Raw genomic sequence first — 24,244 nt, 5'->3', positions numbered from 1 at the left:
GGCGCGTCATCGCGTAAGGGGTCCAGCGGCTGCGCGATCGTGACAGTTCCAGCTAGTGACATGTAGCGATTCAATCCGTAGGGTGCTGAATATGGATATGCACACTGTCGTGGTGGGGACGTCCGGTACCACCGCCGAGGACGTCATCGCCGTTGCCCGCGGCAACGCACGGGTCGAGCTGTCCGGCGAGGCGCTCGACGCACTCGCCCGCGCCCGCGAGATCGTCGACGCGCTGGCCGCCAAGCCCGAACCCGTCTACGGGGTGTCCACCGGGTTCGGCGCCCTCGCCTCCCGGCACATCAGTCCCGAGCTGCGCGCCCAGCTCCAGCGCAACATCGTGCGCTCGCACGCCGCCGGCATGGGCCCGCGCGTCGAGCGCGAGGTGGTCCGCGCGCTGATGTTCCTCCGGCTCAAGACCGTCGCCTCCGGCCACACCGGGGTGCGCCCCTCCGTGGCGCAGGCCATGGCCGACGTGCTCAACGCCGGGATCACCCCCGTCGTCCACGAGTACGGCTCCCTCGGCTGCTCCGGCGACCTCGCCCCGCTGTCCCACTGCGCGCTCGCGCTCATGGGCGAGGGCGATGCCGAGGGCCCCGACGGCACCGTCCGCCCCGCAGGCGAGCTGCTCGCCGAGCACGGCATCGAGCCGGTCGAGCTCCGCGAGAAGGAGGGCCTGGCCCTCCTCAACGGCACCGACGGCATGCTCGGCATGCTGGTCATGGCCCTCGCCGACCTCGACAAGCTCTACAAGTCGGCCGACATCACCGCCGCCCTCACCCTGGAGGCGCTGCTCGGCACCGACAAGGTCCTCCAGCCCGAGCTGCACGCCATCCGCCCGCACCCCGGCCAGGGCGCCTCCGCCGCCAACATGGCCGCCGTGCTGAAGGGTTCCGGGCTGACCGGGCACTTCCAGGAGGAGTCCGCGCCCCGCGTGCAGGACGCGTACTCCGTGCGCTGCGCCCCGCAGGTGGCCGGCGCGGGCCGCGACACCATGGCGCACGCCGCCCTGGTCGCCTCGCGCGAGCTGGCCTCCGCCGTCGACAACCCGGTGGTGCTGCCCGACGGCCGCGTGGAGTCCAACGGCAACTTCCACGGCGCCCCGGTCGCCTACGTACTGGACTTCCTCGCCATCGCCGCCGCCGACCTCGGCTCCATCGCCGAGCGGCGCACCGACCGGCTGCTCGACAAGAACCGCTCCCACGGCCTGCCGCCGTTCCTCGCGGACGACGCCGGCGTGGACTCCGGTCTGATGATCGCCCAGTACACGCAGGCCGCCCTGGTCAGCGAGATGAAGCGGCTCGCGGTGCCGGCCTCGGCCGACTCGATCCCCTCCTCCGCCATGCAGGAGGACCACGTCTCCATGGGCTGGTCGGCCGCGCGCAAGCTGCGGACCGCCGTCGACAACCTGACGCGGATCATCGCCATCGAGCTGTACGCGGCCACCCGCGCCATCGAGCTGCGCCACGGGCTGACGGCCGCCCCGGCCAGCCTGGCCGCGATCGCCGCCGCCCGCGCGGCGGGCGTGCAGGGTCCCGGGCCGGACCGTTTCCTCGCCCCCGACCTGGCCGCAGCCGACGAGTTCGTCCGTACCGGCGGGCTCCTCGCCGCGGTGGAGCCGGTGACGGGTCCGCTCGCCTGACGGTCGGCGCCTGCGCAACGCACGGCGGAAGGGCCGCCCCGGGAACCCCCGGGGCGGCCCTTCCGCCGTCGTGCGCGTTCGGCGAGGTGGTGCGGGGCCCGCTTCTACGACCCGGGGGAGCGGCGCACCGAGAAGGCCACGAAGGCCGCGCCGACGCCGAGGCAGAAGGTACCGCCCAGGAGGTAGGGGGCGGTGTCGACGGAACCGGTGTCGGCGAGCGAGAGGGACTGGGGCCGCGCGCCCGAAGCGGAAGGCGCCGAGCCCGTGATCGTCCCGGTGGCCGCCGTCCCGCCGACCGCCTCCGCGGTGTTCCCGCCCGCGGGTACGGCGGAGGCGCTCTCCGCCGCTTCGGGTGCGGTCGCGCCCGCCGAGGGCACGAACCACAGGGCGGCGAGGAGGGTGGTCGCTCCGAGAGCGGTGAGCAGCGGTCGGCGTGCGGACACGGTGCGATCCCCCTTGTGGCAGCAGCGAATTGGCCGTGTGCGCCGATGCTACGGAAAGGGGCGGGTCGTGGGAAAGTCAGGGCTTCCGCGGGCTTACTCTCCGTCGTATGAACCCTTCTGAGACATCACGATATGTACGACTTCGGGTGGATCTGGTGCTCGAAGTGCCGGACGCCCAGGCGCTCACGGGGGCCGCGCTCGCCCACATCAAGGCCGACGAGTTCATGCCGGACGAGGAACGCAGCCATGCGGAAGCCGCCGTCCGGGAAGACGAATCGGAAGCCCTCGCCTACCTCGTCGACCCCACTGACCTGGTGCTGGACATTCCCGGGGTGGAACTCGCGCAGGCCTCCTGGAGCAGCGAGCCCGTCGAATACGACCCCGAGTCGATGGAGTGGGACCTCGACGAGGAAGATGGGGACTTCGACGAAGAACCCGACAACGCCTGACCGTGCGGTTGCCCACATCCCAACGGAATGTGGAACCGGCCGGCGCCGTTAACGCGTTGTCAGGACCGGGCAGGGGGGTGCGCCCCCTGCCGGGCCAACCCCGGGACGGCGGTCTCGGGGTTACCGGCAACGATGGAGTGGCGTGTGAGGACGGACAGCAAGCGACGGAGAAGGTCCCTGGCGGCCATATCCGTCGTGCTCGGCGGCGTACTGGTGCTCTCGGCGTGCAGCGACGGGGGCGACAAGGGCGGGGACCCGAAGAGCAACGGTGAGGCCAGCAAGTCCCAGGCGGACGTGGACGCGGCAGCGGCCAAGGACACCTCCAAGGCCAAGATCACCATCGCACCGAAGGACGGCGCGACCAACGTCGGCCTCAACGACGCGGCGAACGTGACCGTCACCGACGGCACGCTCACCCAGGTCGAGCTCAAGACGAGCGAGGGCACGGCCGTAGCCGGCGACATAGCCGCCGACGGCAAGAGCTGGAAGCCCAAGGGCGCGCTCAAGCGCTCCACCAAGTACGCCCTGTCGGCGACGGCCAAGGACGCGGACGGCAAGGAGGCGCACGAGAACGCCTCCTTCACGACCGTCTCCCCGGAGAACAGCTTCGTGGCCTCCTTCGTGCCGGAGGAGGGCCAGACCGTCGGCGTCGGCATGCCGGTCTCGATCACCTTCAACAAGGCGATCAAGGACAAGAAGGCCGTCCAGGCGGGCATCTCGGTCTCCTCCAGCAGCGGCCAGGAGGTCGTCGGCCACTGGTTCAGCGCCCAGCGCCTGGACTTCCGCCCCGAGCAGTACTGGCAGGCGGGCTCCACCGTCACGCTGAAGCTGGCGCTGGAAGGCGTCCAGGGCGCTCCCGGCGTCCAGGGCGTCCAGAGCAAGACCGTCACCTTCAAGATCGGCCGCAGCCAGGTCTCCACGGTCGACGCGAAGACGAAGAAGATGACGGTCACCCGGGACGGCGCGGTCATCAAGACCATCCCGATCTCCGCGGGCGCCCCGGCCAACCCGACCTACAACGGTCAGATGGTGATCTCCGAGAAGTTCAAGGAGACCCGGATGAACGGTGCCACCGTCGGCTTCACGGACGCCGACGGCAAGGGCGAGTACGACATCAAGGACGTGCCGCACGCGATGCGCCTGTCGAACTCCGGGACCTTCCTCCACGGCAACTACTGGGGCGCGGACTCGATCTTCGGCACCGCCAACACCAGCCACGGCTGCGTGGGCCTGAACGACGTCAAGGGCGCGGGCGACCCGAACCAGCCGGCCGCCTGGTTCTACGACAACTCGCTGATCGGCGACGTCGTCACCGTGGTCAACTCCCCGGACAAGACGATCAAGCCGGACAACGGCCTCAACGGCTGGAACATGAACTGGGCCGACTGGAAGGCCGGCTCCGCCGCCTGACACCGGGCGCGGACCGCCGCACGAACGCCGAACGGCGGGGAACCCCACGGGTTCCCCGCCGTTCGGCGTTCCGGGGGCCGGGGGCCGGGGGCCGGGGGCCGTTCCCCGGGGGCGCGGTGGTGGCGGACACGGTGACCGAAAACTCCCGGGCGGCGCGTCCGGGCGCGCTCTAGGGTCGGGCCCATGATGATCCGCTCTCTCGCCCTGCCCCCGTCCGACGCCGAGGTGGACGCCTGGCTGGGGGTCCTGACCTCCGCCGCGGCCGTCGACCTGCCGCAGCTGCCGGCGCCCTCCCGGGTGGAGGTCGCCGGGCGGCTGTGCGTGACGCCGGCGCGCGGCCGGCCCGTGCTCTGGACGGCCGGCGCGGGGCAGGGCGCGGGGGAGAGCGGCGGCGAGGGCAGGGGCGAGGGCGTGGCCGCCCTGCTCCTGTTCACCGAGAAGGGCAACACGCACACCGCGTTCCTGGACGTGCTGACCGTGCGTCCCGAGGCGCGCCGCCGGGGTGTGGGCACCGCCCTGTGGGAGCGGGTCCGCCAGGAGCTGCTCGCGGACGGCCGGACCTCGGTCGCGGCCATGCTGGACCTCGGCGGTCCCGGCCAGGCCTTCGCGGAGGCGCTGGGCTTCGAGAACGTCCTGCCGATGGCCTGGTACGTCCAGGACGTACCGGCCGGTGGCGCGCCGCCGGCGGGTGCCACGGCGGACGGGGCCGCGCAGCCCCCCGCCACACCCGGCTACGAGCTCCTGACCTGGTACGGCCTCGTCCCCGACGCATGGGCGCCGGCCGCGGCCGCAGCCCACGCGGCCATGGAGGACGCGCCGACCGGCGACATGGACGAGCGGATCCAGACCTGGACGCCCGAGCGGCTGCACACCCTCCAGCAGCTGATCCTCGACCGGGGCGGAGACATGATCACCGTCGCGGCGGTGACCCCCGACGGCGAGGTGGCGGCGTACACGGAGATCGTCCTGCCGGATCCCGAGGGCACGAGCGCCCTCCAGTACGACACGGTGGTCGTCCCCGCCCACCGCGGCCACGGCCTCGGACGCGCAGTGAAACGTCACATGGCCGCGCAGGCCGCCGCCCGCCACCCGCAGCTGCGCCGCATCGCCACCACGGTGGCGGACGAGAACGGCCCCATGCGAGCGGTCAACGAGGCGCTCGGCTACCGGCGCGAGCGCGGCGTCGGCATCTACCAGATCAAGCTGTAGCCGGCTCCGGGACGCAGGCCGCCGCCTCAGGTCACACGGCCTGCACGGGGGCCGGCTCAGCGGCCTTCCCGGCGGTCCGCTGCGCGTCCCAGGACGCCAGCAGGCGCAACGCGTCCTCGGAGGCCGAACCCGGCTCCGCATGGAAGGTCACCAGGGCCTGCGTCGGATCGTCGGGGAGCGTCAGCGTCTCGAAGGACAGGCGCATCTCACCCACCAGCGGGTGCCGCAGCAGCTTCACCCCGTGCGTCTTGTCCGCCACCGTGTGCGCCGCCCACAGCCGCCGGAACTCCTCGTTCTTCACGGACAACTCCCCGACCAGCGCCGACAGCTGCTCGTCGTCCGGGTGCTGGCCCGCGTACAACCGCAGGTTGCTGACGACCCAGCACGCCTGGCACTCCCACTCCCCGTACAGCTCCGCGGTCGCCGGGTCCAGGAACATCAGCCGGACCAGGTTCCGTTCCGCCGCGGGCAGCGCCCCGAAGTCCCCGAAGACCGCGGCCCCCAGCCTGTTCCAGCCGATGACGTCCTGACGGTGCCCCACCAGGTAGGCCGGTACGCCCTCCATCGCGTCCATCAGCGTGCGCAGCGCCGGACGCACCTGCTGCGGCCGCCTGCTCTGGCGGCGCCTGCGCGCCTTCGGCCGCGCCAGGTCCATCAGGTGCGCCCGCTCGGTCCCGTCCAGGCGCAGGGCCCGTGCGATGGCGTCCAGCACCTCCGCCGACACGTTGTGCCCGTCGCGCTGCTCCAGCCGCGTGTAGTACGCGACCGACACCCCCGCCAGCTGCGCCAGTTCCTCACGGCGCAGCCCCGGCACGCGCCGCCGGCGACCGTAGTCCGTCATGCCCACGTCCTCCGGGCGCAGCCGTGCGCGGCGGGAGCGGAGGAACTCGCCCAGGCATGCTCGCTGATCAAGCTGGTCCATGCCGCCCAGTATCACCGGGCGGCCCACCGCCCGGAGGGCGTCAGCCTGACCCCACCAGTAGTAGGTTCGCCAGTCGTAGGAAGCGCAGGGGTCTGGGTGCCGGCGGGACGGACCGGCACCGTGGTGCGCACCGCAGACACCACCGCTTCGAGGAGCACCCCCATGTCCGTCACCACCCGCGCGACCACCCGGGTCGCCGCGTACGCCGCCCCCGCCCCCGGCGTCCCGCTGGAGCGCACCACGGTCCCGCGCCGCCCCGTCGGCCCGCACGACGTCCTCATCGACATCAAGTACGCGGGAATCTGCCACTCCGACATCCACCAGGTGCGCGACGGCTGGGGCGAGGGCATCTACCCCATGGTCCCCGGTCACGAGATCGCCGGGGTCGTCGCCGAAGTCGGCGCGGAGGTCACCCGGTTCGCCGTCGGGGACCGCGTGGGCGTCGGCTGCATGGTCGACTCCTGCCGCGTGTGCGAGCACTGCCGCAGCGGTCAGGAACAGCACTGCGTGCAGGGCATGACCGGCACCTACAACGCCGTCGGCCGGGACGGCGAGCCCACGTACGGCGGTTACTCGACCCACCTCGTCGTCGACGAGAACTACACCGTCCGCATCCCCGAGGGCCTCGCCCTGGACGTGGCCGCCCCGCTGCTGTGCGCGGGCATCACCCTCTACTCGCCGCTGAGGCACTGGAAGGCGGGCCCGGGCAAGAAGGTCGCGGTCGTCGGCCTCGGGGGCCTCGGCCACATGGGCGTGAAGATGGCGCACGCACTGGGCGCGGAGGTCACCGTGCTGTCGCAGACCCTCCGCAAGGAGGCCGACGGCCGGCGACTGGGCGCCACCCACTTCCACGCCACCGGCGACGAGAGCACCTTCGAGAAGCTCGCCGGGACCTTCGACCTGATCCTGTCCACCGTCTCGGCCCCGCTGGCCCTGGACGCCTACCTGGGCCTGCTGAAGGTCGACGGCGCGCTGGTGAACGTGGGCGCCCCGGAGGAGCCGGTCTCCCTCAACCTCTTCTCCGTCATCGGCGGCCGCAAGACCCTCGCCGGATCGATGATCGGCGGCATCGCCGAGACCCAGGAGATGCTGGACTTCTGCGCGGAGCACGGCCTGGGCTCGGAGATCGAACTGATCGACGCCGACCACATCAACGAGGCCTACGCCCGCGTCCTGTCGAGCGACGTCCGCTACCGCTTCGTGATCGACACCTCGACGATCTGACCCGGCTCCCTCCGGCGGAGGGCCCGAACGCCGAGCGGCCGGCCCCGGCCGGCATCGAGGATGCGCCGGGGCACAAGGGGCGGCTACAACGGCAGCATGACCGTGTTCCTGTGCAAGAAGTGCGGCGGCACCCTCACGCCGGACCTGAGACCGCTGCCCACCGTTCCCCCGGCGCCCGACGACGAACGCGACACGAGCAGCGGGCGGGCGCCGGCCACGATGCCGCACGGGCACTACGCGATCGAGCCCGAACCCTGGGGCGCCCCGTACGTGCCGCACCCGGACCAGGAGTACGACGGACCCACGCAGCCGCGCGGGCTCGGCCTGAGCGACGCAGGGGTGGCCATGATCTCAGCCGGGCCGCGCCACAACATCGTGATCCATCCCGAGGACGCGCCCGGTCTCCGGCCGCTGCCGAACGGCGAGAACGGCGTCGGATGCTGCGGACCGTCAGGAGGAAGCGGACTCAACCGTGCCTGTCCTTGCGGCGCCCGAGTGGCCACGCTCGCCGCAGACTGCATGGGCCCCTACGAACTCCACCTGGACGCGAAGCGGGTCCACGGCCACGACCCGTCCTGAATCAGTACCCCGACGGATGCGCGGACAGCCAGGCGGAGTGCTGCTCGCGCAGGCGGTCCCGTTCCCCGCGGGTGGGCAGGATGACATCCGCGCCGCCGTCGTACGGGTGGTGGATACGGGTGAGCCCGGGGTCCGTCACGAAGATGCCGGGCAACGCGTCGTCCGCGACGGCCCGCAGGAGTGGGTCGAGGCAGCCGCGCTCCCAGGGACGGCGGTCGGCGTAGAAGTACCAGCGCGTGTGGAAGGCCGGATCCGGGTCGTCGGTGTCGTCCAGGGTCGTCCACAGCGTGCCCTCCGGGTGGAGGGCGGCGCGGCGGGCCGAGTAGTTCGTCGGTTCGGACGGGTCGGCCCAGTCAGTGGTCACCACGTACGCCTCGCCGCCCGCGAAGAGCTCGTCGAGGACGGTGTTGTACCGGTCGAGGAGGATCGCGTACTCGGCTTCGTCCTCCGCGTAGCGCTTCGATTCCGGCAGGCTGTGGAAGCGCACCCACCGGTGGGCGTGCGCCCTCTTCAGTTCGTGCGGGAGCAGCGGGCCGGGGGGCCTGTGGGACTGCCAGAGCCGGGTCAGACGTTCGTGCGCCGGGTCCGGGTCCGGGATCGGGGGGCCGCTCACTCTGCGGGGGCCGCGGTCACGCCGATCGGGCAGGAGACGCCCGTGCCGCCGATGCCGCAGTAGCCGTCCGGGTTCTTGTCCAAGTACTGCTGGTGGTAAGCCTCCGCGGGCCAGAAGGGGCGGTCCGCCGCCGGGAGGACGGCCGTGGTGATGCGGCCGTGGCCCGAGGAGACCAGGACCTGCTGGTAGGCCTCGCGGGAGGCCTCCGCCGCCGCCTGCTGGGCGGGGGAGTGCGTGTAGAGCGACGAGCGGTACTGGGTGCCCACGTCGTTGCCCTGGCGGAAGCCCTGGGTGGGGTCGTGGGACTCCCAGAAGAGCTTCAGGAGCGTCGTGTAGGAGACCTGCGCGGGGTCGAAGACCACGCGGACGACCTCCGTGTGGCCCGTCAGGCCCGAGCACACCTCCTCGTACGTCGGATTCTCGGTGAAGCCGCCCTGGTAGCCGGCCAGCGTCGTCCACACCCCCGGCGTCTGCCAGAACTTCCGCTCCGCGCCCCAGAAACAGCCCAACCCGAAGTCGGCGACCTCCAGGTGCGCCGGATACGGGCCGGCCAGCGGGTTGCCCAGCACGGTGTGCTTCTCCGGAAGGTCGAACAGCGGCTCCGCGCGGCCCGTCAGGGCCTCCTCGCGGGTGGGGAGCTCGGGCGTGCGGCGGTACGAGAACATCGATTGCCTCCTTGTGGGAGGCACAACAGAAGCGGGCGGGCCGGGATTCCCCGGCCCGCCCGCTCCCGCGCCTCACAGGTCCGGCGTGACCTCGCGCACCGCCCAGTCCCGGGCGTACACGTAGCGCGACGGCGACCAGTAGTACCAGGGCATCGCCCCGATGTACCCGTCGATGTGGCGGAACTGCTCGACCGCCTCCGCGTCCCGGTCCTGCCAGAACAGGAACCACGCGAGCAGGTGCCGCAGCCGGATCGACCGCCAGTCCTCCGGATCGGCCGCCGCCAGGTCGGCCAGGGCGCTGTCCACCGCCGCGAGGACCTCCGGCTCCTTGAAGAAGGTCTCCGGCTTCAGGTCCGACTCGTGCAGTTCCTGCTCGATGTAGGCGATGAGCGGCAGCACGGACAGCAGCTCGCCCGGCTCGGCCTCGGCGGCGCACTCGCGTGCGAAGGCGAGCGCCAGCTCGTGCGAGCCGCGCCACTTCTGGCTCCAGTACTGCATGGCGCTCGTGTGGGCCGACAGGTTCTTCGGGTCGCGCTTCGTGATCTGCGACCACAGCTCCCGGTACTCCTCGTGCGCGTAGCCCAGGCCCTGGCTGATGGACTGCTCCACCATGTACGGAACCGGGTCCGCGGGGTCCGCCAGCCGCTGGGCCTCGCGCGCCTGCTCCTGAGCCTTGAGCAGCAGCTCGCGGAAGATCCGGAACTGCTCCTGGGTGGTGTGGCTGGCGCGCGCGGAGCCCCGCACGTTCCACGCCACCAGGACGCCCGTGTCCGCGTTCACCAGCGCCGCGGACGGGTCCGAGGGCCTGGCCGCGCGCCAGGCCAGCAGCCAGGCGTCGTCCTCGGCGGCGAGCTCGGACAGCGGGCGCATCCGCTGCCAGCGCTCTTCCCAGTCCTGCCCGGCCGCGTCGAGGTAGGCCGCGGCCGCTTCCCAGTCGCCGGCCCTGACCGCCGCGACGGCGGCGGTCTGCTCGGGCGACACGGGCCGTGCGTTCTCCGTGTCGAGCTCGGCCTCCGGTACGAAGCCCAGCGCGACGACCGCCGCGGCCTGCTGCGCCTTCCGCTCCGCCTTGACGGCGGCCGTCTCGGCGTTCGTGGCCTCGGTCCGGCCCTCGATGACGGCGATCTCCGCCTCCAGCCGCTTCGCCTTGCGGAGGTAGTAGACGCCGCGCAGGAGCTTGAAGGCGCCGAAGAGCAGCATGGCGCCCAGGATGTACAGGCCGATCACGGGGCAAGCACCAGCTTTCGCAGGGGTTCGGTGTCGGGCAGGTCGGCGACGACCGCGTCGAGGGCCAGGCGCAGCTGCTCCTCGAAGCCGTCGGCCGGGTAGCGCAGGGCGGCCGAGTCGGACCAGGACAGCTGCCAGCGGGCGGCGCCGCGGCCCGTCAGCTCCACGGTGACCAGCTGGTTCAGGGCGCGCCGGACGACCGGGCGGGCGAACTCGCGGGCCGTGCGGCCCGTGGCGGCCGCGGCCTCCTCCGACTTCGGGAAGCGGTCGGCGATGCGCCAGCGCACGGCCGGGTCGGCGTCGATCGCGTCGAGCAGGGCGGGCAGTCCGGGGCCGGCGCCCTCGGCGGCGAAGGTTTCGCGGATCTCCTCCGCGCCCTGGCCGACGTACTGCGTCATCGACTCGTGGACGAGGTCCTCCCAGTCCACCCGCTTGAGGGCGAGGGCCTCGGGGGTGAGGACGACCTGCTCCAGCGCGGCCAGCGCGGCGCCCGCGTCGGACAGCAGCGCCAGGGCGGGACGGGCGCTCTGCCCGCCGCGGCCGTCGTCGGGCAGGGCCTCGATACGGGCGACGCGCTCGGCGAGCGGAGGGTGGGAGTCGTACGGGGAGGCGGGCTCGGTCGACAGCTCCCGGCGCAGGTCGTCCAGGTCCTCAGAGCGGGCGTCGAGCAGCTTGCGCAGGCCGCCGAAGACCTCGCCGGGGCGGGGCAGCAGGCCGGCGCCGACGCCGAGGGTGGCGTACGAGCTCATGTAGAAGTCGTGCGCGGAGTCCAGGGCGTTGATCTCGCGCAGGGCGGAGGCGGCGGAGTCCCGTCCGGCGACGCGCACCGAGGCGAGGTCGGCGGCGAGCTCCTGGCGGCGGCCGGCGGTGCGGGTCGCACGCATGTAGAAGTTGCCGTACGCCATGTAGATCTTGGCCATGGCGCGGTACGTCGCGCCCTGGCCGGAGGTGTCGACGCCCTTGGCGCCCTTGCCCTTGGCGACCCGCTTCTCGTCCCGCTTCTCCTGGCGGGCCCGCTCCTTGGCGACCTTGTTGTCGGCGCGCTCGTGGAAGTGGCCGATCGTACGGATCAGCTGGGCGCGGCCGCGGGCGATCAGCGGGGTGAGGCGGGTGTCGAAGTTGGCGTAGTGGCCCATCTCGTGGGCGAGCACGGCGCGCAGCTGCATCTCGTCCAGGCCCGTCATCAGGGGCAGGCCGAGGTAGAGGCGGCGGGTTCCGGGCCGCAGGCCCAGCAGCCGGGCGTCCTCGGCGACGGCCGCGTTCACCTCGTCGATCAGCACGATCTCGTCGGGGGCGCGGGTGCCGACCTGCTGCGCGATGTCGCGCACGGTCTGCCACAGGAGGGGCTCCTGCGCCTCGGTGACGGTGATGCCGGCCGGCGGCTCGCCCTTGGGGGTGCGGAGCATGAACAGGCCGCGGACGATCGGAACGGCGAGGACGACCGATACGATTATGATCTTGAAGGCGACCGGGCCGTGCAGCCAGGTGACGACGGCGAAGTCGACGCCGACGAGGGCGGCGAGCAGGAAGACGCCGAGCAGATAGAAGCCTGCGAGCAGGACGAGCGCGCGCACGGCGCGCAAAGAAGCGCCCATATGGACAGATCCCCCCACGGGATGAAAGCGGTGCTGAGGTGCGTGGCGAGGGTCGATGGCCGCCACGCCGCATCATGCGGCTCAGAGAATGTTGACGGCAACCTTATTCACCGCTCGTCGCCGCTGGTCGTGGGGGGTACCCGTGGGTAGGTGACGGCGACGGCCCTAGTGGGGGAGCGTCGCCGGGGAGCCGCCGTTGGCCTCGTAGCCCGCCACCGCCAGGGCCCGGAACAGCGCGTACTGCGCCGCCGGGTCCTCCGCCGCCGACCACGGCAGCGCGCCCACGTACCCGTCCACGTGCCGGACCTGCTCCATCGCCTCGGCCCACCGCTCCATGTGCACCAGGAACAGCAGCAGCAGGTGCCGTACGTGCGCCAGCATCGGGTCGTCCTGCCGGGCCGTGTGCACTGCGTACAGCGCGCCCTCCACCGCCCGCGTCACGGCCTCACCGCGGTAGAAACCGCTGCTCAGGATCACGTCCGGCAGGTTCTCGTACAGGGCGAACAGCGGCAGCGCCGCCAGCAGCGAGCCCTGCGGGGCGCGCGCCGCGGCCGCGTGGGCGAAGGCGTCGGACTTCTCCCGCGAGCCGTGCCACTTCGCGCACCAGTAGTGCAGCGCCGCCAGGTGCGCGCCCATGTGCTCCGGAGCCCGGTCGATGACCTTCGCCCACAGCTCGTCGAACTCCGCCTCCGGGTACGCCAGACCCCGGGCGATCGCCAGCTCCGTGATGTACGGGACCGGGTCCCCCGGCGCCAGCAGTGCGGCCTTGCGGCACGCGTCCCGGGCCTCCTCCAGGATGATCCGGTGGTCGTCGGACCCGACGCCGCCCGAGTGCCGCCACGCCTGCTGCACCAGCAGCTCCGCGTGCACCTGCGCACCGCCCGCGTCCTTGTCCGCCTCCAGCCGCCACGCCTTCAGCCACTGCGCGCCCACACCCGGCTGCGCCACCAGCTCCAGTGCCGCCGCGCCGCCGAACGCCTGTACGCGCTGCCAGCGCCGCTCGCCCTCCCGCGGGGTCCCGGCCAGCAACTGCGACGCCGCCTGCCACTGCCCGGTGCGCCGCACGTTGTCGAGGGCGTCCATCAGGTCCTGGTCGGGCCCGGGGATGCGGATGTCGAGGTCTTCCTGCCGGTCGAATCCGTAGTTCGCCGGGTCGGCGGCGTCAGGGCTGCCGGGCGCGACCAGACGGATGCCGCCGCGCCGGCGCCGGACGAACGGGCCGACGATGAACAGGATCATGAGCACGGCGAACAGGAACCACAGAATCTCCATGCCTCCAGCGAACCAGACCGAGGGGGCGGCAGGCGAATAGGGGGGTGCACACCGGGCCTGGGCATAGCATCTGACCATGAGCGACGACAGCCACGAGCACCAGAGCTTCGAGACCCGCGCGATCCACGCGGGCAACACCGCCGACCCGCAGACCGGCGCGGTCGTGCCGCCGATCTACCAGGTCTCCACCTACAAGCAGGACGGCGTCGGCGGCCTGCGCGGCGGTTACGAATACAGCCGCAGCGCCAACCCGACCCGCACCGCGCTGGAGGAGAACCTCGCGGCGCTGGAGGGCGGCCGCCGAGGCCTCGCCTTCGCGTCCGGACTGGCCGCCGAGGACTGCCTGCTGCGTACGCTGCTCTCCCCGGGCGACCACGTGGTCATCCCGAACGACGCCTATGGCGGAACCTTCCGCCTCTTCGCGAAGGTCGTCTCCCGCTGGGGCGTGGAGTGGTCGGTGGCCGACACCTCCGACGCCGATTCCGTACGTGCCGCCCTCACCCCGAAGACGAAGGTCATCTGGGTCGAGACCCCCTCCAACCCGCTGCTCGGCATCACCGACATCGCCGTCGTCGCCGACATCGCGCGGACCGCCGGCGCCAAGCTGGTCGTGGACAACACCTTCGCGTCGCCGTACCTCCAGCAGCCCCTGGCGCTGGGCGCGGACGTGGTCGTTCACTCGCTGACCAAGTACATGGGCGGGCACTCCGACGTGGTCGGCGGCGCGCTCGTCACCGCCGACGAGGCGCTGGGCGAGGAACTGGCCTACCACCAGAACGCGATGGGCGCCGTGGCCGGGCCCTTCGACTCGTGGGTCGTGCTGCGGGGCATCAAGACCCTGGCCGTGCGCATGGACCGGCACGCGGAGAACGCGGCCAAGATCGTCGAGGTGCTCAAGCGGCACCCGAAGGTCACCAAGGTCCTCTACCCGGGCCTGCCCGAGCACCCGGGCCACGAGGTCGCCGCCAAGCAGATGCGCAACTTCGGCGGCATGGTGTCCTTCCAGGTCGCCGGCGGCGAGGAAGAGGCCGTCGCGGTCTGCGGCCGCACCAAGATCTTCACGCTGGCCGAGTCCCTGGGCGGCGTCGAGTCCCTCATCGAGCACCCGGGCCGCATGACGCACGCGTCGGTGGCAGGCTCGGCCCTCGAGGTCCCGGCGGACCTGATCCGCGTCTCGGTGGGCATCGAGAACGCCGACGACCTGATCGCGGACCTGACCCAGGCGCTGGGCTAGCCGCCCCGGACCCCGCCCGGGCCCCACCGGGCCCGGCGGGGTCACGCCGCGCCATGCGGCCCGCCGCAGCCGGGAGGGCGGGGCTACCAGCCCTCCAGGGGTGGGGAGACGCCGGACGGCGGGCCCGCCCAGGGGCGGGTCAGGGAGGCCCAGACCGTGAAGGCCACCGCGGCGGCGAACAGCACCGCCCAGCCGAACCTGCGCAACGCCCGCCGCCGGCGCAGGAGTCGGTCCCCGCGGGCCGCCGCGCCCGCGGCCAGGCCCGTCGGCACCACCGGGTACGGGCCTTCCAGGAGCTGTTTGACCTGGGCTTCCTTCCGGTCCGGAATCCCGCTCACGCCGCCTCCCGGGCCCGCAGCAGTGACACGGCCCGGTTGCACAGCACGCGGACCCGCTCCACCGGCATCCCGAGCTGCGCCGCCGTGACCTCCTCCGCGAGCCCCTCGTAGAGCCGCAGCACGAGCACGAGCCGTTCCGGCGGGCTCAGCCGCGCCAGCACCCCGCTCCCGCCGTGGTGGCGCCAGCCGGTCCGGGCGAAGGCCGCGCACAGCTCGTGGCGGGTGAAGTCGTACGGGTCGTCGGCGCGCAGGCGCCGCCAGTTCGCGTACGTACGGGCCAGCGCGCCCGCGAGCAGCCGGCGGGCCGACTCCGGTTCGCCGGTCAGCAGCACCGCGACATGCAGGAGCCGCCCCGCCGCCCCCGCGACGAAAGCCTCGAACTCCCCGTAGGGGCCAACCTGTTGATCAACCGCCCGCATATTCACATAGTGCGGCCGGTGGGACCGGTCAGGTCAATAGGACGGACGGACTCCGCTCAGGAGGCCGGACCGGCTTCGGCCACGGCCGCCATCAGCTCCGACAGCGACAGGTTGAAGCGCGTCAGCAGCCCCGTGAAGGACTCGCGCTCGTCCTCGCTCCAGCCCTCCGTCACGCGCGCCATGAGCTCGCGCCGCGAGGAGCGCACCTCCTCCAGCCGCGCCAGCCCCCGCGGGGACAGCGCGAGGACCACGGCCCGCCCGTCCTCCGGGTGCGAGGTCCGCTTGACCAGACCGCCGTCGACCAGCGGCGCGACCTGCCGGGTCACCGTCGAGGAGTCGATCCCCATGCCTCCGGCGAGCGCCTTGACGCCCATCGGGCCTTCCAGGTCGAGCCGGTTGAGCAACAGGTAGGCCGCGCGGTCCATCGAGTTGCGGGCCTGGCCCACGCCGCCCAGACGGGTCTGCTCGGCGCGCCGGGCGAAGACCGCCACCTGGTGCTGGAGCGCGTCGAGGAGACCGGCTCCGGCGGGCGCTTCGGCCTGCACGGGCAGATCGGAATTGGCCGGGGAGGAAGGCATGGCCGTGGGCTCTCTTCGCGTGGGTCCGACAAGGATGGGGGACAGAGTACGCGGCCCTGCCGCGGCTCGTACGCCTCGTACGAGAACTGGTACGGCCCGCCGGGACGCCCGTCCCGCCGGTGTCCCGCATGGCGAGATTTCGACCCTGCCCCGACTCTGCCCCGACCCTGCCCCGACATCCGCTCCGGGGCCCGCCCAGACCCTCCCGCAGCCCCTGCGGACGCTCCGCGCCGGGCCGCGCCCGGGCTGCAAGACTGACGGCATGAACTACCGCGTGCCCCAGCCCGTTCCCCAGGTCATCCTCGACGACGTCCGGGGGGCCCAGAAGATGCTCTCCGGCGTCTCCCGGGTCACGCCGATGGAAGGCAGCAGGCACCTCTCCGCGCTCACCGGCTCGCCCGTCCACTTCAAGTGCGAGAACCTCCAGCGCACCGGATCCTTCAAGCTCCGCGGAGCCTACGTGCGCATCGCGGGCCTGCGCCCCGAGCAGCGCGCCGCCGGCGTCGTGGCCGCCAGCGCCGGCAACCACGCCCAGGGCGTGGCACTGGCCTCCTCGCTCCTCGGCGTCCGCTCCACCGTGTTCATGCCGGTCGGGGCGCCGCTGCCGAAGGTCGCCGCGACCCAGGAGTACGGGGCCGACGTACGCATGCACGGCCAGGTCGTCGACGAGACCCTCGCCGCGGCCCAGGAGTACGCCGACCGCACGGGCGCGGTGTTCATCCACCCCTTCGACCACCGCGACATCATCGCCGGCCAGGGCACGGTGGGCCTGGAGATCCTGGAGCAGTGCCCGGAGGTGCGCACCATCCTCGTCGGCATCGGCGGCGGCGGGCTCGCCGCCGGGGTGGCCGTCGCCGTGAAGGCGCTGCGGCCCGACGTGCGGGTCGTCGGGGTGCAGGCGGCGGGCGCGGCCGCGTACCCGCCCTCCCTCAAGGCCGGCCACCCGGTCTCGATCGACGACCCGAACACGATGGCCGACGGCATCAAGGTGGGCCGCCCCGGCGACGTTCCCTTCAGGATCATCGGCGAGCTCCTCGACGACGTGCGCACCGTGTCCGAGGACGCCCTCTCCAGCGCCCTGCTGCTGTGCCTGGAACGGGCGAAACTCGTCGTCGAGCCGGCCGGGTGCAGTACGGTGGCGGCCCTGCTGAGCGAGCCCGAGCTGTACGGCGCGGGCCCGGTCGTGGCCGTGCTGTCCGGCGGCAACGTCGACCCGCTCCTGCTCCAGCGGATCCTGCGGCACGGCATGGCGGCGGCGGGCCGGTACCTGTCCCTGCGGCTGCGCGTGGCGGACCGGCCCGGGGCGCTGGCCGGGCTCCTGGGGGTGTTGTCAGTGGTCGATGCGAACGTGTTGGACGTGAGCCACGTACGGACCGACCCGCGGCTGGGGCTCACGGAGGTGGAGGTGGAACTGCACCTGGAGACCAAGGGGCCGGAGCACTGCGCGGAGGTCGCGCGGACGCTGCACGGCGCGGGATACAAGGTGATGGGCTAGCGGATCGGCGGACCAGCCCCCCAGCCCCCGCACCACCCGTTCGGCCGAGCGGGGCCTGCCCTGCCCCCATAGGATTTGCGCAGAAATGTCCTGAATCGCTCGACCCCACTGGCCCGATTCGCATGGGGAGAATCCATATGCCAGGTGCCATCCAGGCCGAGGGTCTGGTCAAGACCTTCGGCGACGTACGGGCTCTGGACGGTGTCGACCTCGACGTCCCCGAAGGCACCGTCCTGGGTCTGCTCGGCCCGAACGGCGCGGGCAAGACCACGACCGTACGCGTCCTGACCACCCTCCTGTGCCCCGACAGCGGCAAGGCCGTCGTCGCCGGCATCGAGTCCCGGACGCCTGGCCCATGCAGCACCCGGTCACGGCGTCCGTCCTCTGGTCACTACTGATCATCGTGGTCTTCCGGACCCTCTCGGTCCGCAAGTACCGCTCGGCGAGCGCGTAGGCCCCTGCCCGACCGTACGGGCCCCGCACGCGTGGCGCCCGTACGCGTGATGCCCCGTACGCGTGATGCCCCGTACGCGTGATGCCCCGTACGCGTGATGCCCCGGCCGGAGAACCGGCCGGGGCATCACAGGTGAACCAAGGGTGATCGGGGGTGATCAGCCGGTGAAGGGCTTGACGTCCAGGATCTTGACCGAGGCCTTCTTGCCGTTCGGCAGCTCGTACTCGGCGTCCTCGCCGATCGACTTGCCCAGCACTCCGGTGCCCAGCGGGGACTGCGGGGAGTACGTCTCGAAGTCCGCGGACGCGTACTCGCGCGACGCCAGCAGGAACTCCATCGTGTCGTCCTCGTCGCCGTCGAAGGCGATCTTCACGAGGGTGCCCGGCGCCACCACACCGTCGGACGCGGGCGCGGTCCCGACCTTGGCGTTCTCCAGGAGCTGCGTGAGCTGGCGGACCCGGAGCTCCTGCTTGCCCTGCTCCTCCTTGGCCGCGTGGTACCCGCCGTTCTCGCGCAGGTCGCCCTCCTCGCGGGCGGCTGCGATCTTCGCTGCGATCTCCGTGCGGGCGGGACCAGAGAGGTAGTCCAGCTCCGCCTTCAGCTGGTCGTACGCCGCCTGGGTCAGCCAGGTGACGCTCTCGCTCGTCTGGGTCACGGGTGCTCCTCGTCGGTACAGGGGACTACAAGGCCGCCAGCGGCGGACGAAACCACGAGCCTAACAATTCGGGAAGAAAAGGGGGAGGACCCCAGAGGGCCATTGCCCCGCGGGCCGCATTCCAAGCCTCGGCGGAACGCCTTGCCAGAGTGCCTCCGCGGAGCGCCTCGGCCGGGCGTCTCAGCCGGCGGACCCCGCGGGCTGGCAGCCGACCAGCTCGATCATGGTGGCCCGGCCGGTGGTCTTCACCGACACGACCTCGTCGACCCGCGACCGGGGTTGGGCGAAGGTGAAATCGGCGCGGCCCACCTCGGCGTGCTGCTCGTCCTGCGAGACCATGGTGCACACACCGGTGACCGACGCGTCCTTGCGGACCTCAAGGTGCACCTTCACCTCGGTGTCCGAAATCACCTGGAACTTGATCACCTCGGCGCTCACGCTCCGGCCCGCGACGTAGTCCCAGCCGATCCAGCCGATCACGCCCAGCAGCACGGCACCCATCGCCGCCCCGATGATCTTGAGCTTCCGGTCCGCACGCTCGTCCGCCGACCGGCCGTACCGGCCCTCGGGCAGTCCCTCGCGCACCGCGCTCATGATCTTTTCCTCTCGCTGGGGAGGGTGGGTCATCCCTGGAATTTTCCGTCCCCCAGTTCGGTCACTATAGAAGCCGAGTGTCGCGCCGAATCGCAGAGGATCCTGTTTTGACCGAGCAGCTTCGACTGATGGCCGTCCACGCCCACCCCGACGACGAGTCGAGCAAGGGCGCGGCCACGATGGCAAAGTACGTGTCCGAAGGGGTCCCCGTCATGGTCGTGACCTGCACGGGCGGCGAACGGGGCTCCGTACTGAACCCCAAGCTCCAGGGCGACAAGTACATCGAGGAGAACATCCACGAGGTCCGCGCCAAGGAGATGGAGGAGGCCCGCCAGATCCTCGGCGTCGAGCAGGAATGGCTCGGCTACGTCGACTCCGGCCTCCCCGAGGGCGACCCGCTGCCCCCGCTCCCCGAAGGCTGCTTCGCCCTCGCGGACGTCCACGAGGCCGCAGGCGAGCTCGTCAAGAAGATCCGCGCGTTCAAGCCGCAGGTCGTCACCACGTACGACGAGAACGGCGGCTACCCGCACCCCGACCACATCATGACCCACACCATCTCGATGGTGGCCTTCGACGGAGCGGCCGACACCGAGAAGTACCCCGAGGCCGAGTACGGCCCCGCCCACCAGCCGCAGAAGCTGTACTACAACCAGGGCTTCAACAAGCCGCGCACCATCGCCCTGCACGAGGCGATGCTCTCCCGCGGCCTGGACTCCCCCTACGGCGAGTGGCTGGAGCGGTGGAAGGAGTTCGAGCGCAAGGAGCGGACCCTCACCACCCACATCCCCTGCGCGGACTTCTTCGAGATCCGCGACAAGGCCCTCATCGCGCACGCCACCCAGATCGACCCGGACGGCGGCTGGTTCCGCGTCCCCATGGAGGTCCAGAAGGAGGTCTGGCCCACCGAGGAGTACGAGCTCGCGAAGTCGCTCGTCGACACCTCCCTCCCCGAGTCCGACCTCTTCGCGGGCATCCGGGAGAATGCGTAGCTATGAGCGCTACGCAGGCAGCACTGACCCAGCTCCTTCCCCTGGCGGGTGACACCTTCGACAAGAACAAGGTGACGCCCGGCATCCTGGGCTTCCTCGTGTTCGCGGCCCTCGCAATCGGCGTGTGGGCCCTGATGAAGTCCATGAACCGGCACATGGGCCGGGTCGACTTCGAAGAGGCCCCCGAACCGGCCCCCACCGCCACCCCCGCGGCCAAGCCGACCGCGTAGGGCGCCCGCAGGTCCGGGCGGCCCTCCCCGGCCCGCGACACCGGCCACGAGCCGCCCCCGAGTACGCCGCCCCGCCCACGACGGTGGGGCGGCGATCGCGCATGGGCGCACCCCCCTGCCCGCACGGGACGCCAGCCGGGGCCGCGGCCCCCGAGGCCGGACCACGCGGCCCCCGGCGCCGCCACGTCCGGCCGAACCCGTCCGGCCGCCGCCCGGACCCAGCGACCCCGCCGGCCGCCGCCACGCGGCCGCGACGGCCGGCCGAGTCTCTCGGTCCCGCAGGCCGCCGCCCGGACCCTGCCACCCGGCCGGCCGGCTCCGCCGTGCAGCCGTGGCCGGCGAGCCCCGGCGGTCACGCCGGCCGACCCCGCGGCCCCGCCGGCCGTCGCCCGGTGCCAGCAACGGCCGAGCCTTGCGACCCGTCCGGCCGCCGCCCGGGCCCAGCGACCTATGCCCGCCGCCCGGTCGTACAGCCGCAGCCGCCGAGCCTCCGCCACCCCGCCGGCCGGACCGTGCCGCCACCGGGGCGGTGCGAGCCCTGAGCCGCGACCGCCGCCCTGGGGGCGCCGGGGGCGGGGCGAGGGCTGCGCCCCGGGCCGGCCCGGCCGGACCGCTCACCCCCGCGGCACCCCCATGACCTCCCGCGAGTGCAGGTTCGGCACCAGACCCAGCCGCCACGCCTGCCAGCCCTCCGCCGGATCCACACCCCGGCCCAGGATCACCCCGTACGTCTCCAGACAGTCCACCAGCCGGCCGTCACGCGCCGCATGCGGCGCCTCCACCAGCCGCACCAGCTCCACCCGCGCCTCCTCCGGAACCCCCGGCCCCGCCAGACCCACGTACGGCAACAGCGTGCACCGCAGGAACCGCGCCCAGTCCTCCCCGCGCCGGTCCCCGTACGAGATGAACAGCCGCACCGCCTCCTCGCACAACCCCAGCGCCTGCGACAACCGCCCGTTGCCCGCGTCCACCACCGCCAGCTCCAGGCACGTCCACGCCTCACCGTGCGCCAGCCCGATCCGCTGGAAATCCGCCCGCGCATCCACCAGCAACTGCCGGGCGAAACCCGAATTCTTCAGGTTCCCCGTCTGCGCCGCCCGCTGGTCCCGCGTCACCCGACCCGAATGGTGCCGGGCGTGCGCCAACCCGTACACGTCCCGCATCCGCGAGAACATCGTCCGCGCCCGCTCCAGCTCCCGCACCGCCTGGTCCCGCTCGCCGCTCACCTCCAGCGCCTGCCCCAGGTAGTACTGCGTCCACGCCTCCCCGCGCGCGTCCTCCGCCTCCCGATGCCGCGCAAGCGCCTCCCGCAGCCGCTCCACCGCCGGCCCCGGATCCCCGTCCACCACCCGCGCCCGCCCCAGCTGCGTCAGCGCCCAGGCCTCGCCGCGGTCGTCCCGCGTCCGCCCGTACAACTGCAACGCCAGGTCCAACTCCTTCTCCGCCTGCTCCACCTCACCGAACCGCAGGTGCACCTGCCCCAGCTGGAAATGCGCCCACGCCTCCCCGTGCACGCTCTCGCTCTCCCGGTGCAACGCCAGCGACGTCTCCAGCAGCCGCGTCGCCTCCGCCAGATGCGCCAGATCCCGCTCCACCGCCGCCAGCGCGTGCAGACCCCACGCCCGGTCACCCGCCAGCTCCGCCGGCTCCTGCAGCACCAGCGCCTCACGGATGCGCACCGCCGCCTCCGGCAGATTGCCCTGATGGTGCAGCGTGATCCCGAGCGACACCAGCGCCATCGCCGCCCCCGCCTCCTGATGGGCCTCCATGTACTGGTCCACCACCGACGTCAGCGTCGTCCGCGCCTTGTCCAGCTCACCCAGCTGCCGCGCCGCGATACCCGTACGCCACTGCACCGACCGCACCAGCCGCCCCTGCTGCCCCTCCTGGCCCTGCCGACCCGCCGCCACCGCCTGCGTGAGCTCGTCGATCTCACCCAGCCGGTACAGGTCCCCGCGCAGCAGACAGAAGTCGCACAACGCCCCCAGCAGATCCAGCACCGCCTGCTGGTCCACCCCCTCCGAATGCCGCAGCGCCGCCGTGATGAAACTCGACTCGTCGTCCAGCCACCGCAGCGCCGCATCCAGCGAGACGAAACCATGCCCGCCGAACTGGTTCGCCCGCGTCGACATCTTCCCGTCGACCATCCGGATCACCGAGTCCGCCAGCTGCGCATAGTTCCGGATCAGCCGCTCGTGCGCCGCCACCGCCTGCGCCCGGTCCTCGTCCGACGCCAGCCGCGCCGCCGCGTACGCACGCACCGCGTCATGCATCCGGAACCGCTGGCCCCGGACCCGCTCGATCAGCCCCGCCTCCCACAACTCCTCCAGCGTCCGCAACGCCGCCTGCTCCGGTACGTCGGCCAGCGCGGCCGCCGCCGCACCACCCAGCGAGGCCCGCCCCGCCAGCGGCAACCGCCGCAGCAGCAGCCGGGCCGGCTCGGCCAACCGGGCATCCGCCGCCCGCAGCGCCGCCTCCACCGGATGCACCCCGGCCCCGGTCCCGGCCCCGACCCCCTCACCGGCGGGAGCCCCCACACCCGCACCCACCAGTGGAGCCAGCATCCGCAGAGCGAGCGGCAACCCGCCACTCACCCCCACCACCGCAGCCACCCCGGCCGCGGCCCCCTCACCAGCCACCGACTCCGGCGCCGCCGCCCGCACCAGCTCCGCCGCCTCATCCCCGTCCAGCCGCTCCACCGGCAGCTGATGGACCCACGCCGCCAGATCCCCCGGCAGCTCCAACGGCTCCCGCGCCGTCACCAGCACCAGACTCTCCGAACGCTCCGGCACCAGCATCCGCACCTGCGCCGCATCCACCGCATCATCGAGCAGCACCGTCACCGGCAACCCCCGCAAGTGCTGGTGGTACAACTCGCCCAACCGCCTCACCTGCTGCTCCGCCGAAGCACCCTCCCGGAACAACAACTGCTCCCGCGGCGCACCCAGCCGGTTCATCAGGTGCAACAGCGCCTCCCGCGTCGACAGCGGCGCCTCGCCCGGCTCCCCGCTCGGCGAACCACCCCGCATGTCCACCACACACGCACCCCGGAACTGGTCCCGCAGCGCATGCGCCGCCCGCAACGCCAGCGCCGTCCGCCCCACCCCCGGTTCCCCGTGCAACACCACGACCACCGGGCGCGTCTCCGTACTCGCCCGCGCCGCCTGCACCCACTGCGCGATCCGCGTCAGCTCCGCCCGCCGCCCCGCGAACCGGTCCGCCACATCCGGCAACTGCCCGAACGACTGCTCCAGCGCACTGCGCCGCCGGGCCTCCGCACTGCGGTCCGCCCCCCGCAACTGCCCCGCCGTCCGCGCCGACGACAGCGCCACCGGCCGCGGCGCCCGCGCCGCAGCCGCCACCGCACGCTGCTGCTCCAGGAACGGACGTATCCCGCGCACCTCCAGCGCCGACAGCCACTGCAGCTTCAACTGCTCCGCCCCGCCCGGCCGGCCCAGCTCCCCGGCCCGCCGGTTCGCGGCCGGCACGTGCAGCGCCGTCACCTTCGCCACCGTCGCCACCGCCCCCGCGATCCCGACGACGGCGCCCGTCGTCAGCGCCGTACCCGCCGCGACACCCAGCGACAGGTCCGCCCCGACGGCCGCGGCCGCCGCGACCGCGGTCACCAGCACCGCCGTCGACGTGTTCCCCCGCCGGAACGCCTCACCCAGCGACTGGTCCCCGGCCGCCGCCTCGTCCAACGCCCGCACGTACGACTCGTACTCGGGCGCCGCACTCGCGGCGAGCGCGTCCAGTGCCTCCCTGCCGCGCGCCAGCAGCGCCGCCCTGTCCACCACCGCCCCGCCCGCGGCATCCGCCGAGCCCGCCCCCCGCCGGACCGCCTCGTCCACGGCCCGCTCCAACAGACGCTCGGCCTCACCACGATGGCTGTCCCGCATCGGCATCCCCCTCAGAGAGCTCCGGCAACGTGCCCCAAGTGTCCTGCGGGACTCCTCCGCGCGCGAGGGAATCTGAGCTAGTTCAGAGGGAAGCGGTCATTCCTTCGCACGG

General features: G+C 72.7%; 23 protein-coding genes and 2 pseudogenes. 12 read left to right on the top strand and 13 right to left on the bottom strand.

Features of this window, described 5'->3' with window-relative positions; genetic code table 11:
- Positions 1 to 97: 97 nt before the first annotated feature.
- On the top strand, positions 98 to 1,639 hold the full coding sequence (gene hutH, locus OHA91_RS14810) for a histidine ammonia-lyase (protein ID WP_031149757.1): 1,542 nt from the start codon (positions 98 to 100) through the stop codon (positions 1,637 to 1,639).
- Between the two features lie 104 nt (positions 1,640 to 1,743).
- Here hutH and OHA91_RS14805 read toward each other — a convergent pair whose 3' ends face one another.
- The gene (locus tag OHA91_RS14805; RefSeq protein ID WP_031149759.1) at positions 1,744 to 2,082 is read right to left on the bottom strand and encodes a hypothetical protein; all 339 of its coding nucleotides are present in this window, start codon (positions 2,080 to 2,082) and stop codon (positions 1,744 to 1,746) included.
- Positions 2,083 to 2,237: 155 nt separating this feature from the next.
- Here OHA91_RS14805 and OHA91_RS14800 point away from each other — a divergent pair, with 155 nt between their 5' ends.
- The 3 genes from OHA91_RS14800 to OHA91_RS14790 all read left to right on the top strand — a co-directional run bounded on the left by OHA91_RS14800 (position 2,238) and on the right by OHA91_RS14790 (position 5,150).
- A complete protein-coding gene (locus OHA91_RS14800) occupies positions 2,238 to 2,531 on the top strand; it encodes a hypothetical protein (RefSeq protein ID WP_031149761.1) in 294 nt (97 codons plus the stop codon).
- A 132-nt stretch (positions 2,532 to 2,663) separates the two neighbouring features.
- Positions 2,664 to 3,941: a L,D-transpeptidase gene (locus OHA91_RS14795; protein ID WP_031149763.1), complete on the top strand. Its 1,278-nt coding sequence runs from the start codon at positions 2,664 to 2,666 to the stop codon at positions 3,939 to 3,941.
- Positions 3,942 to 4,124: 183 nt separating this feature from the next.
- Positions 4,125 to 5,150, top strand: coding sequence for a GNAT family N-acetyltransferase (locus OHA91_RS14790; RefSeq protein ID WP_328739353.1), 1,026 nt, complete (start codon positions 4,125 to 4,127; stop codon positions 5,148 to 5,150).
- Positions 5,151 to 5,181: 31 nt separating this feature from the next.
- On the opposite strand, the gene OHA91_RS14785 is transcribed toward OHA91_RS14790, so the two are convergent.
- A complete protein-coding gene (locus tag OHA91_RS14785; protein WP_328739352.1) occupies positions 5,182 to 6,072 on the bottom strand; it encodes a helix-turn-helix transcriptional regulator in 891 nt (296 codons plus the stop codon).
- A 162-nt stretch (positions 6,073 to 6,234) separates the two neighbouring features.
- Here OHA91_RS14785 and OHA91_RS14780 point away from each other — a divergent pair, with 162 nt between their 5' ends.
- Both OHA91_RS14780 and OHA91_RS14775 read left to right on the top strand, forming a co-directional pair.
- Positions 6,235 to 7,296: an NAD(P)-dependent alcohol dehydrogenase gene (locus tag OHA91_RS14780; RefSeq protein WP_328739351.1), complete on the top strand. Its 1,062-nt coding sequence runs from the start codon at positions 6,235 to 6,237 to the stop codon at positions 7,294 to 7,296.
- Between the two features lie 96 nt (positions 7,297 to 7,392).
- Complete coding sequence (locus tag OHA91_RS14775) at positions 7,393 to 7,875, top strand: hypothetical protein (RefSeq protein ID WP_031149771.1); 483 nt, start codon at positions 7,393 to 7,395, stop codon at positions 7,873 to 7,875.
- 1 nt (position 7,876) lies between these two features.
- Here the strand turns inward: OHA91_RS14775 and OHA91_RS14770 are convergent, their stop codons facing one another.
- The 5 genes from OHA91_RS14770 to OHA91_RS14750 form a co-directional block, all read right to left on the bottom strand.
- A complete protein-coding gene (locus OHA91_RS14770; RefSeq protein WP_328739350.1) occupies positions 7,877 to 8,488 on the bottom strand; it encodes a DUF3885 domain-containing protein in 612 nt (203 codons plus the stop codon).
- Positions 8,485 to 9,153 (bottom strand): peptide-methionine (S)-S-oxide reductase MsrA, encoded by a 669-nt coding sequence (gene msrA / locus OHA91_RS14765; protein WP_328739349.1) that lies wholly within the window; start codon positions 9,151 to 9,153, stop codon positions 8,485 to 8,487. Before msrA ends, OHA91_RS14770 begins: the two co-directional genes overlap by 4 nt.
- Positions 9,154 to 9,225: 72 nt before the next feature.
- Entirely contained in the window at positions 9,226 to 10,380 is a 1,155-nt protein-coding gene (locus tag OHA91_RS14760) for a hypothetical protein (RefSeq protein WP_328739347.1), read from the bottom strand.
- A complete protein-coding gene (locus OHA91_RS14755; protein WP_031149780.1) occupies positions 10,377 to 11,975 on the bottom strand; it encodes a M48 family metallopeptidase in 1,599 nt (532 codons plus the stop codon). The genes OHA91_RS14760 and OHA91_RS14755 overlap by 4 nt, the downstream gene beginning before the upstream one ends.
- A gap of 165 nt (positions 11,976 to 12,140) precedes the next feature.
- Positions 12,141 to 13,247 carry a hypothetical protein gene (locus OHA91_RS14750; protein WP_031149782.1) on the bottom strand — a complete coding sequence of 369 codons (1,107 nt, stop codon included), beginning with the start codon at positions 13,245 to 13,247 and terminating at the stop codon, positions 12,141 to 12,143.
- A 76-nt stretch (positions 13,248 to 13,323) separates the two neighbouring features.
- Here OHA91_RS14750 and OHA91_RS14745 point away from each other — a divergent pair, with 76 nt between their 5' ends.
- Entirely contained in the window at positions 13,324 to 14,481 is a 1,158-nt protein-coding gene (locus OHA91_RS14745; protein ID WP_328739346.1) for a cystathionine gamma-synthase, read from the top strand.
- Between the two features lie 83 nt (positions 14,482 to 14,564).
- Here the strand turns inward: OHA91_RS14745 and OHA91_RS14740 are convergent, their stop codons facing one another.
- The 3 genes from OHA91_RS14740 to OHA91_RS14730 are packed head-to-tail and all read right to left on the bottom strand — an operon-like array spanning position 14,565 to position 15,816.
- Positions 14,565 to 14,819 carry a hypothetical protein gene (locus OHA91_RS14740; RefSeq protein ID WP_031149787.1) on the bottom strand — a complete coding sequence of 85 codons (255 nt, stop codon included), beginning with the start codon at positions 14,817 to 14,819 and terminating at the stop codon, positions 14,565 to 14,567.
- On the bottom strand, positions 14,816 to 15,238 hold the full coding sequence (locus tag OHA91_RS14735) for a sigma factor-like helix-turn-helix DNA-binding protein (protein ID WP_031149788.1): 423 nt from the start codon (positions 15,236 to 15,238) through the stop codon (positions 14,816 to 14,818). The genes OHA91_RS14740 and OHA91_RS14735 overlap by 4 nt, the downstream gene beginning before the upstream one ends.
- A gap of 56 nt (positions 15,239 to 15,294) precedes the next feature.
- A complete protein-coding gene (locus tag OHA91_RS14730; protein WP_046779115.1) occupies positions 15,295 to 15,816 on the bottom strand; it encodes a MarR family winged helix-turn-helix transcriptional regulator in 522 nt (173 codons plus the stop codon).
- 262 nt (positions 15,817 to 16,078) lie between these two features.
- Between OHA91_RS14730 and ilvA the strand changes: the two genes are divergently transcribed.
- From ilvA to OHA91_RS14715, 3 genes and pseudogenes are all read left to right on the top strand, one after another.
- Complete coding sequence (gene ilvA / locus OHA91_RS14725; protein ID WP_031149791.1) at positions 16,079 to 17,311, top strand: threonine ammonia-lyase; 1,233 nt, start codon at positions 16,079 to 16,081, stop codon at positions 17,309 to 17,311.
- A gap of 137 nt (positions 17,312 to 17,448) precedes the next feature.
- Positions 17,449 to 17,649, top strand: a pseudogene (locus tag OHA91_RS14720) (ATP-binding cassette domain-containing protein); the annotation flags it as partial.
- Positions 17,646 to 17,765, top strand: a pseudogene (locus tag OHA91_RS14715) (ABC transporter permease); the annotation flags it as partial. The pseudogenes OHA91_RS14720 and OHA91_RS14715, both read left to right, overlap by 4 nt.
- Positions 17,766 to 17,922: 157 nt before the next feature.
- Here OHA91_RS14715 and greA read toward each other — a convergent pair.
- Positions 17,923 to 18,420 (bottom strand): transcription elongation factor GreA, encoded by a 498-nt coding sequence (greA, locus tag OHA91_RS14710; RefSeq protein ID WP_031149793.1) that lies wholly within the window; start codon positions 18,418 to 18,420, stop codon positions 17,923 to 17,925.
- 180 nt (positions 18,421 to 18,600) lie between these two features.
- Positions 18,601 to 19,014 carry a DUF4307 domain-containing protein gene (locus OHA91_RS14705; RefSeq protein ID WP_328739344.1) on the bottom strand — a complete coding sequence of 138 codons (414 nt, stop codon included), beginning with the start codon at positions 19,012 to 19,014 and terminating at the stop codon, positions 18,601 to 18,603.
- Positions 19,015 to 19,121: 107 nt separating this feature from the next.
- On the opposite strand from OHA91_RS14705, the gene mca reads away from it, so the two are divergent.
- On the top strand, positions 19,122 to 20,003 hold the full coding sequence (gene mca / locus OHA91_RS14700; protein WP_031149797.1) for a mycothiol conjugate amidase Mca: 882 nt from the start codon (positions 19,122 to 19,124) through the stop codon (positions 20,001 to 20,003).
- Positions 20,004 to 20,005: 2 nt separating this feature from the next.
- A complete protein-coding gene (locus tag OHA91_RS14695) occupies positions 20,006 to 20,233 on the top strand; it encodes a hypothetical protein (RefSeq protein WP_031149799.1) in 228 nt (75 codons plus the stop codon).
- 614 nt (positions 20,234 to 20,847) lie between these two features.
- Here OHA91_RS14695 and OHA91_RS14690 read toward each other — a convergent pair.
- Positions 20,848 to 24,132 (bottom strand): tetratricopeptide repeat protein, encoded by a 3,285-nt coding sequence (locus tag OHA91_RS14690; RefSeq protein WP_328741136.1) that lies wholly within the window; start codon positions 24,130 to 24,132, stop codon positions 20,848 to 20,850.
- Between the last annotated feature and the right edge of the window lie 112 nt (positions 24,133 to 24,244).

The sequence above is a fragment of the Streptomyces erythrochromogenes genome, assembly GCF_036170895.1.
In the GTDB taxonomy this organism is placed as follows: Bacteria; Actinomycetota; Actinomycetes; order Streptomycetales; family Streptomycetaceae; genus Streptomyces; species Streptomyces erythrochromogenes.
Note: the sequence above shows the minus strand (reverse complement) of the source record. Positions and strands in the feature narration are given on the sequence as shown.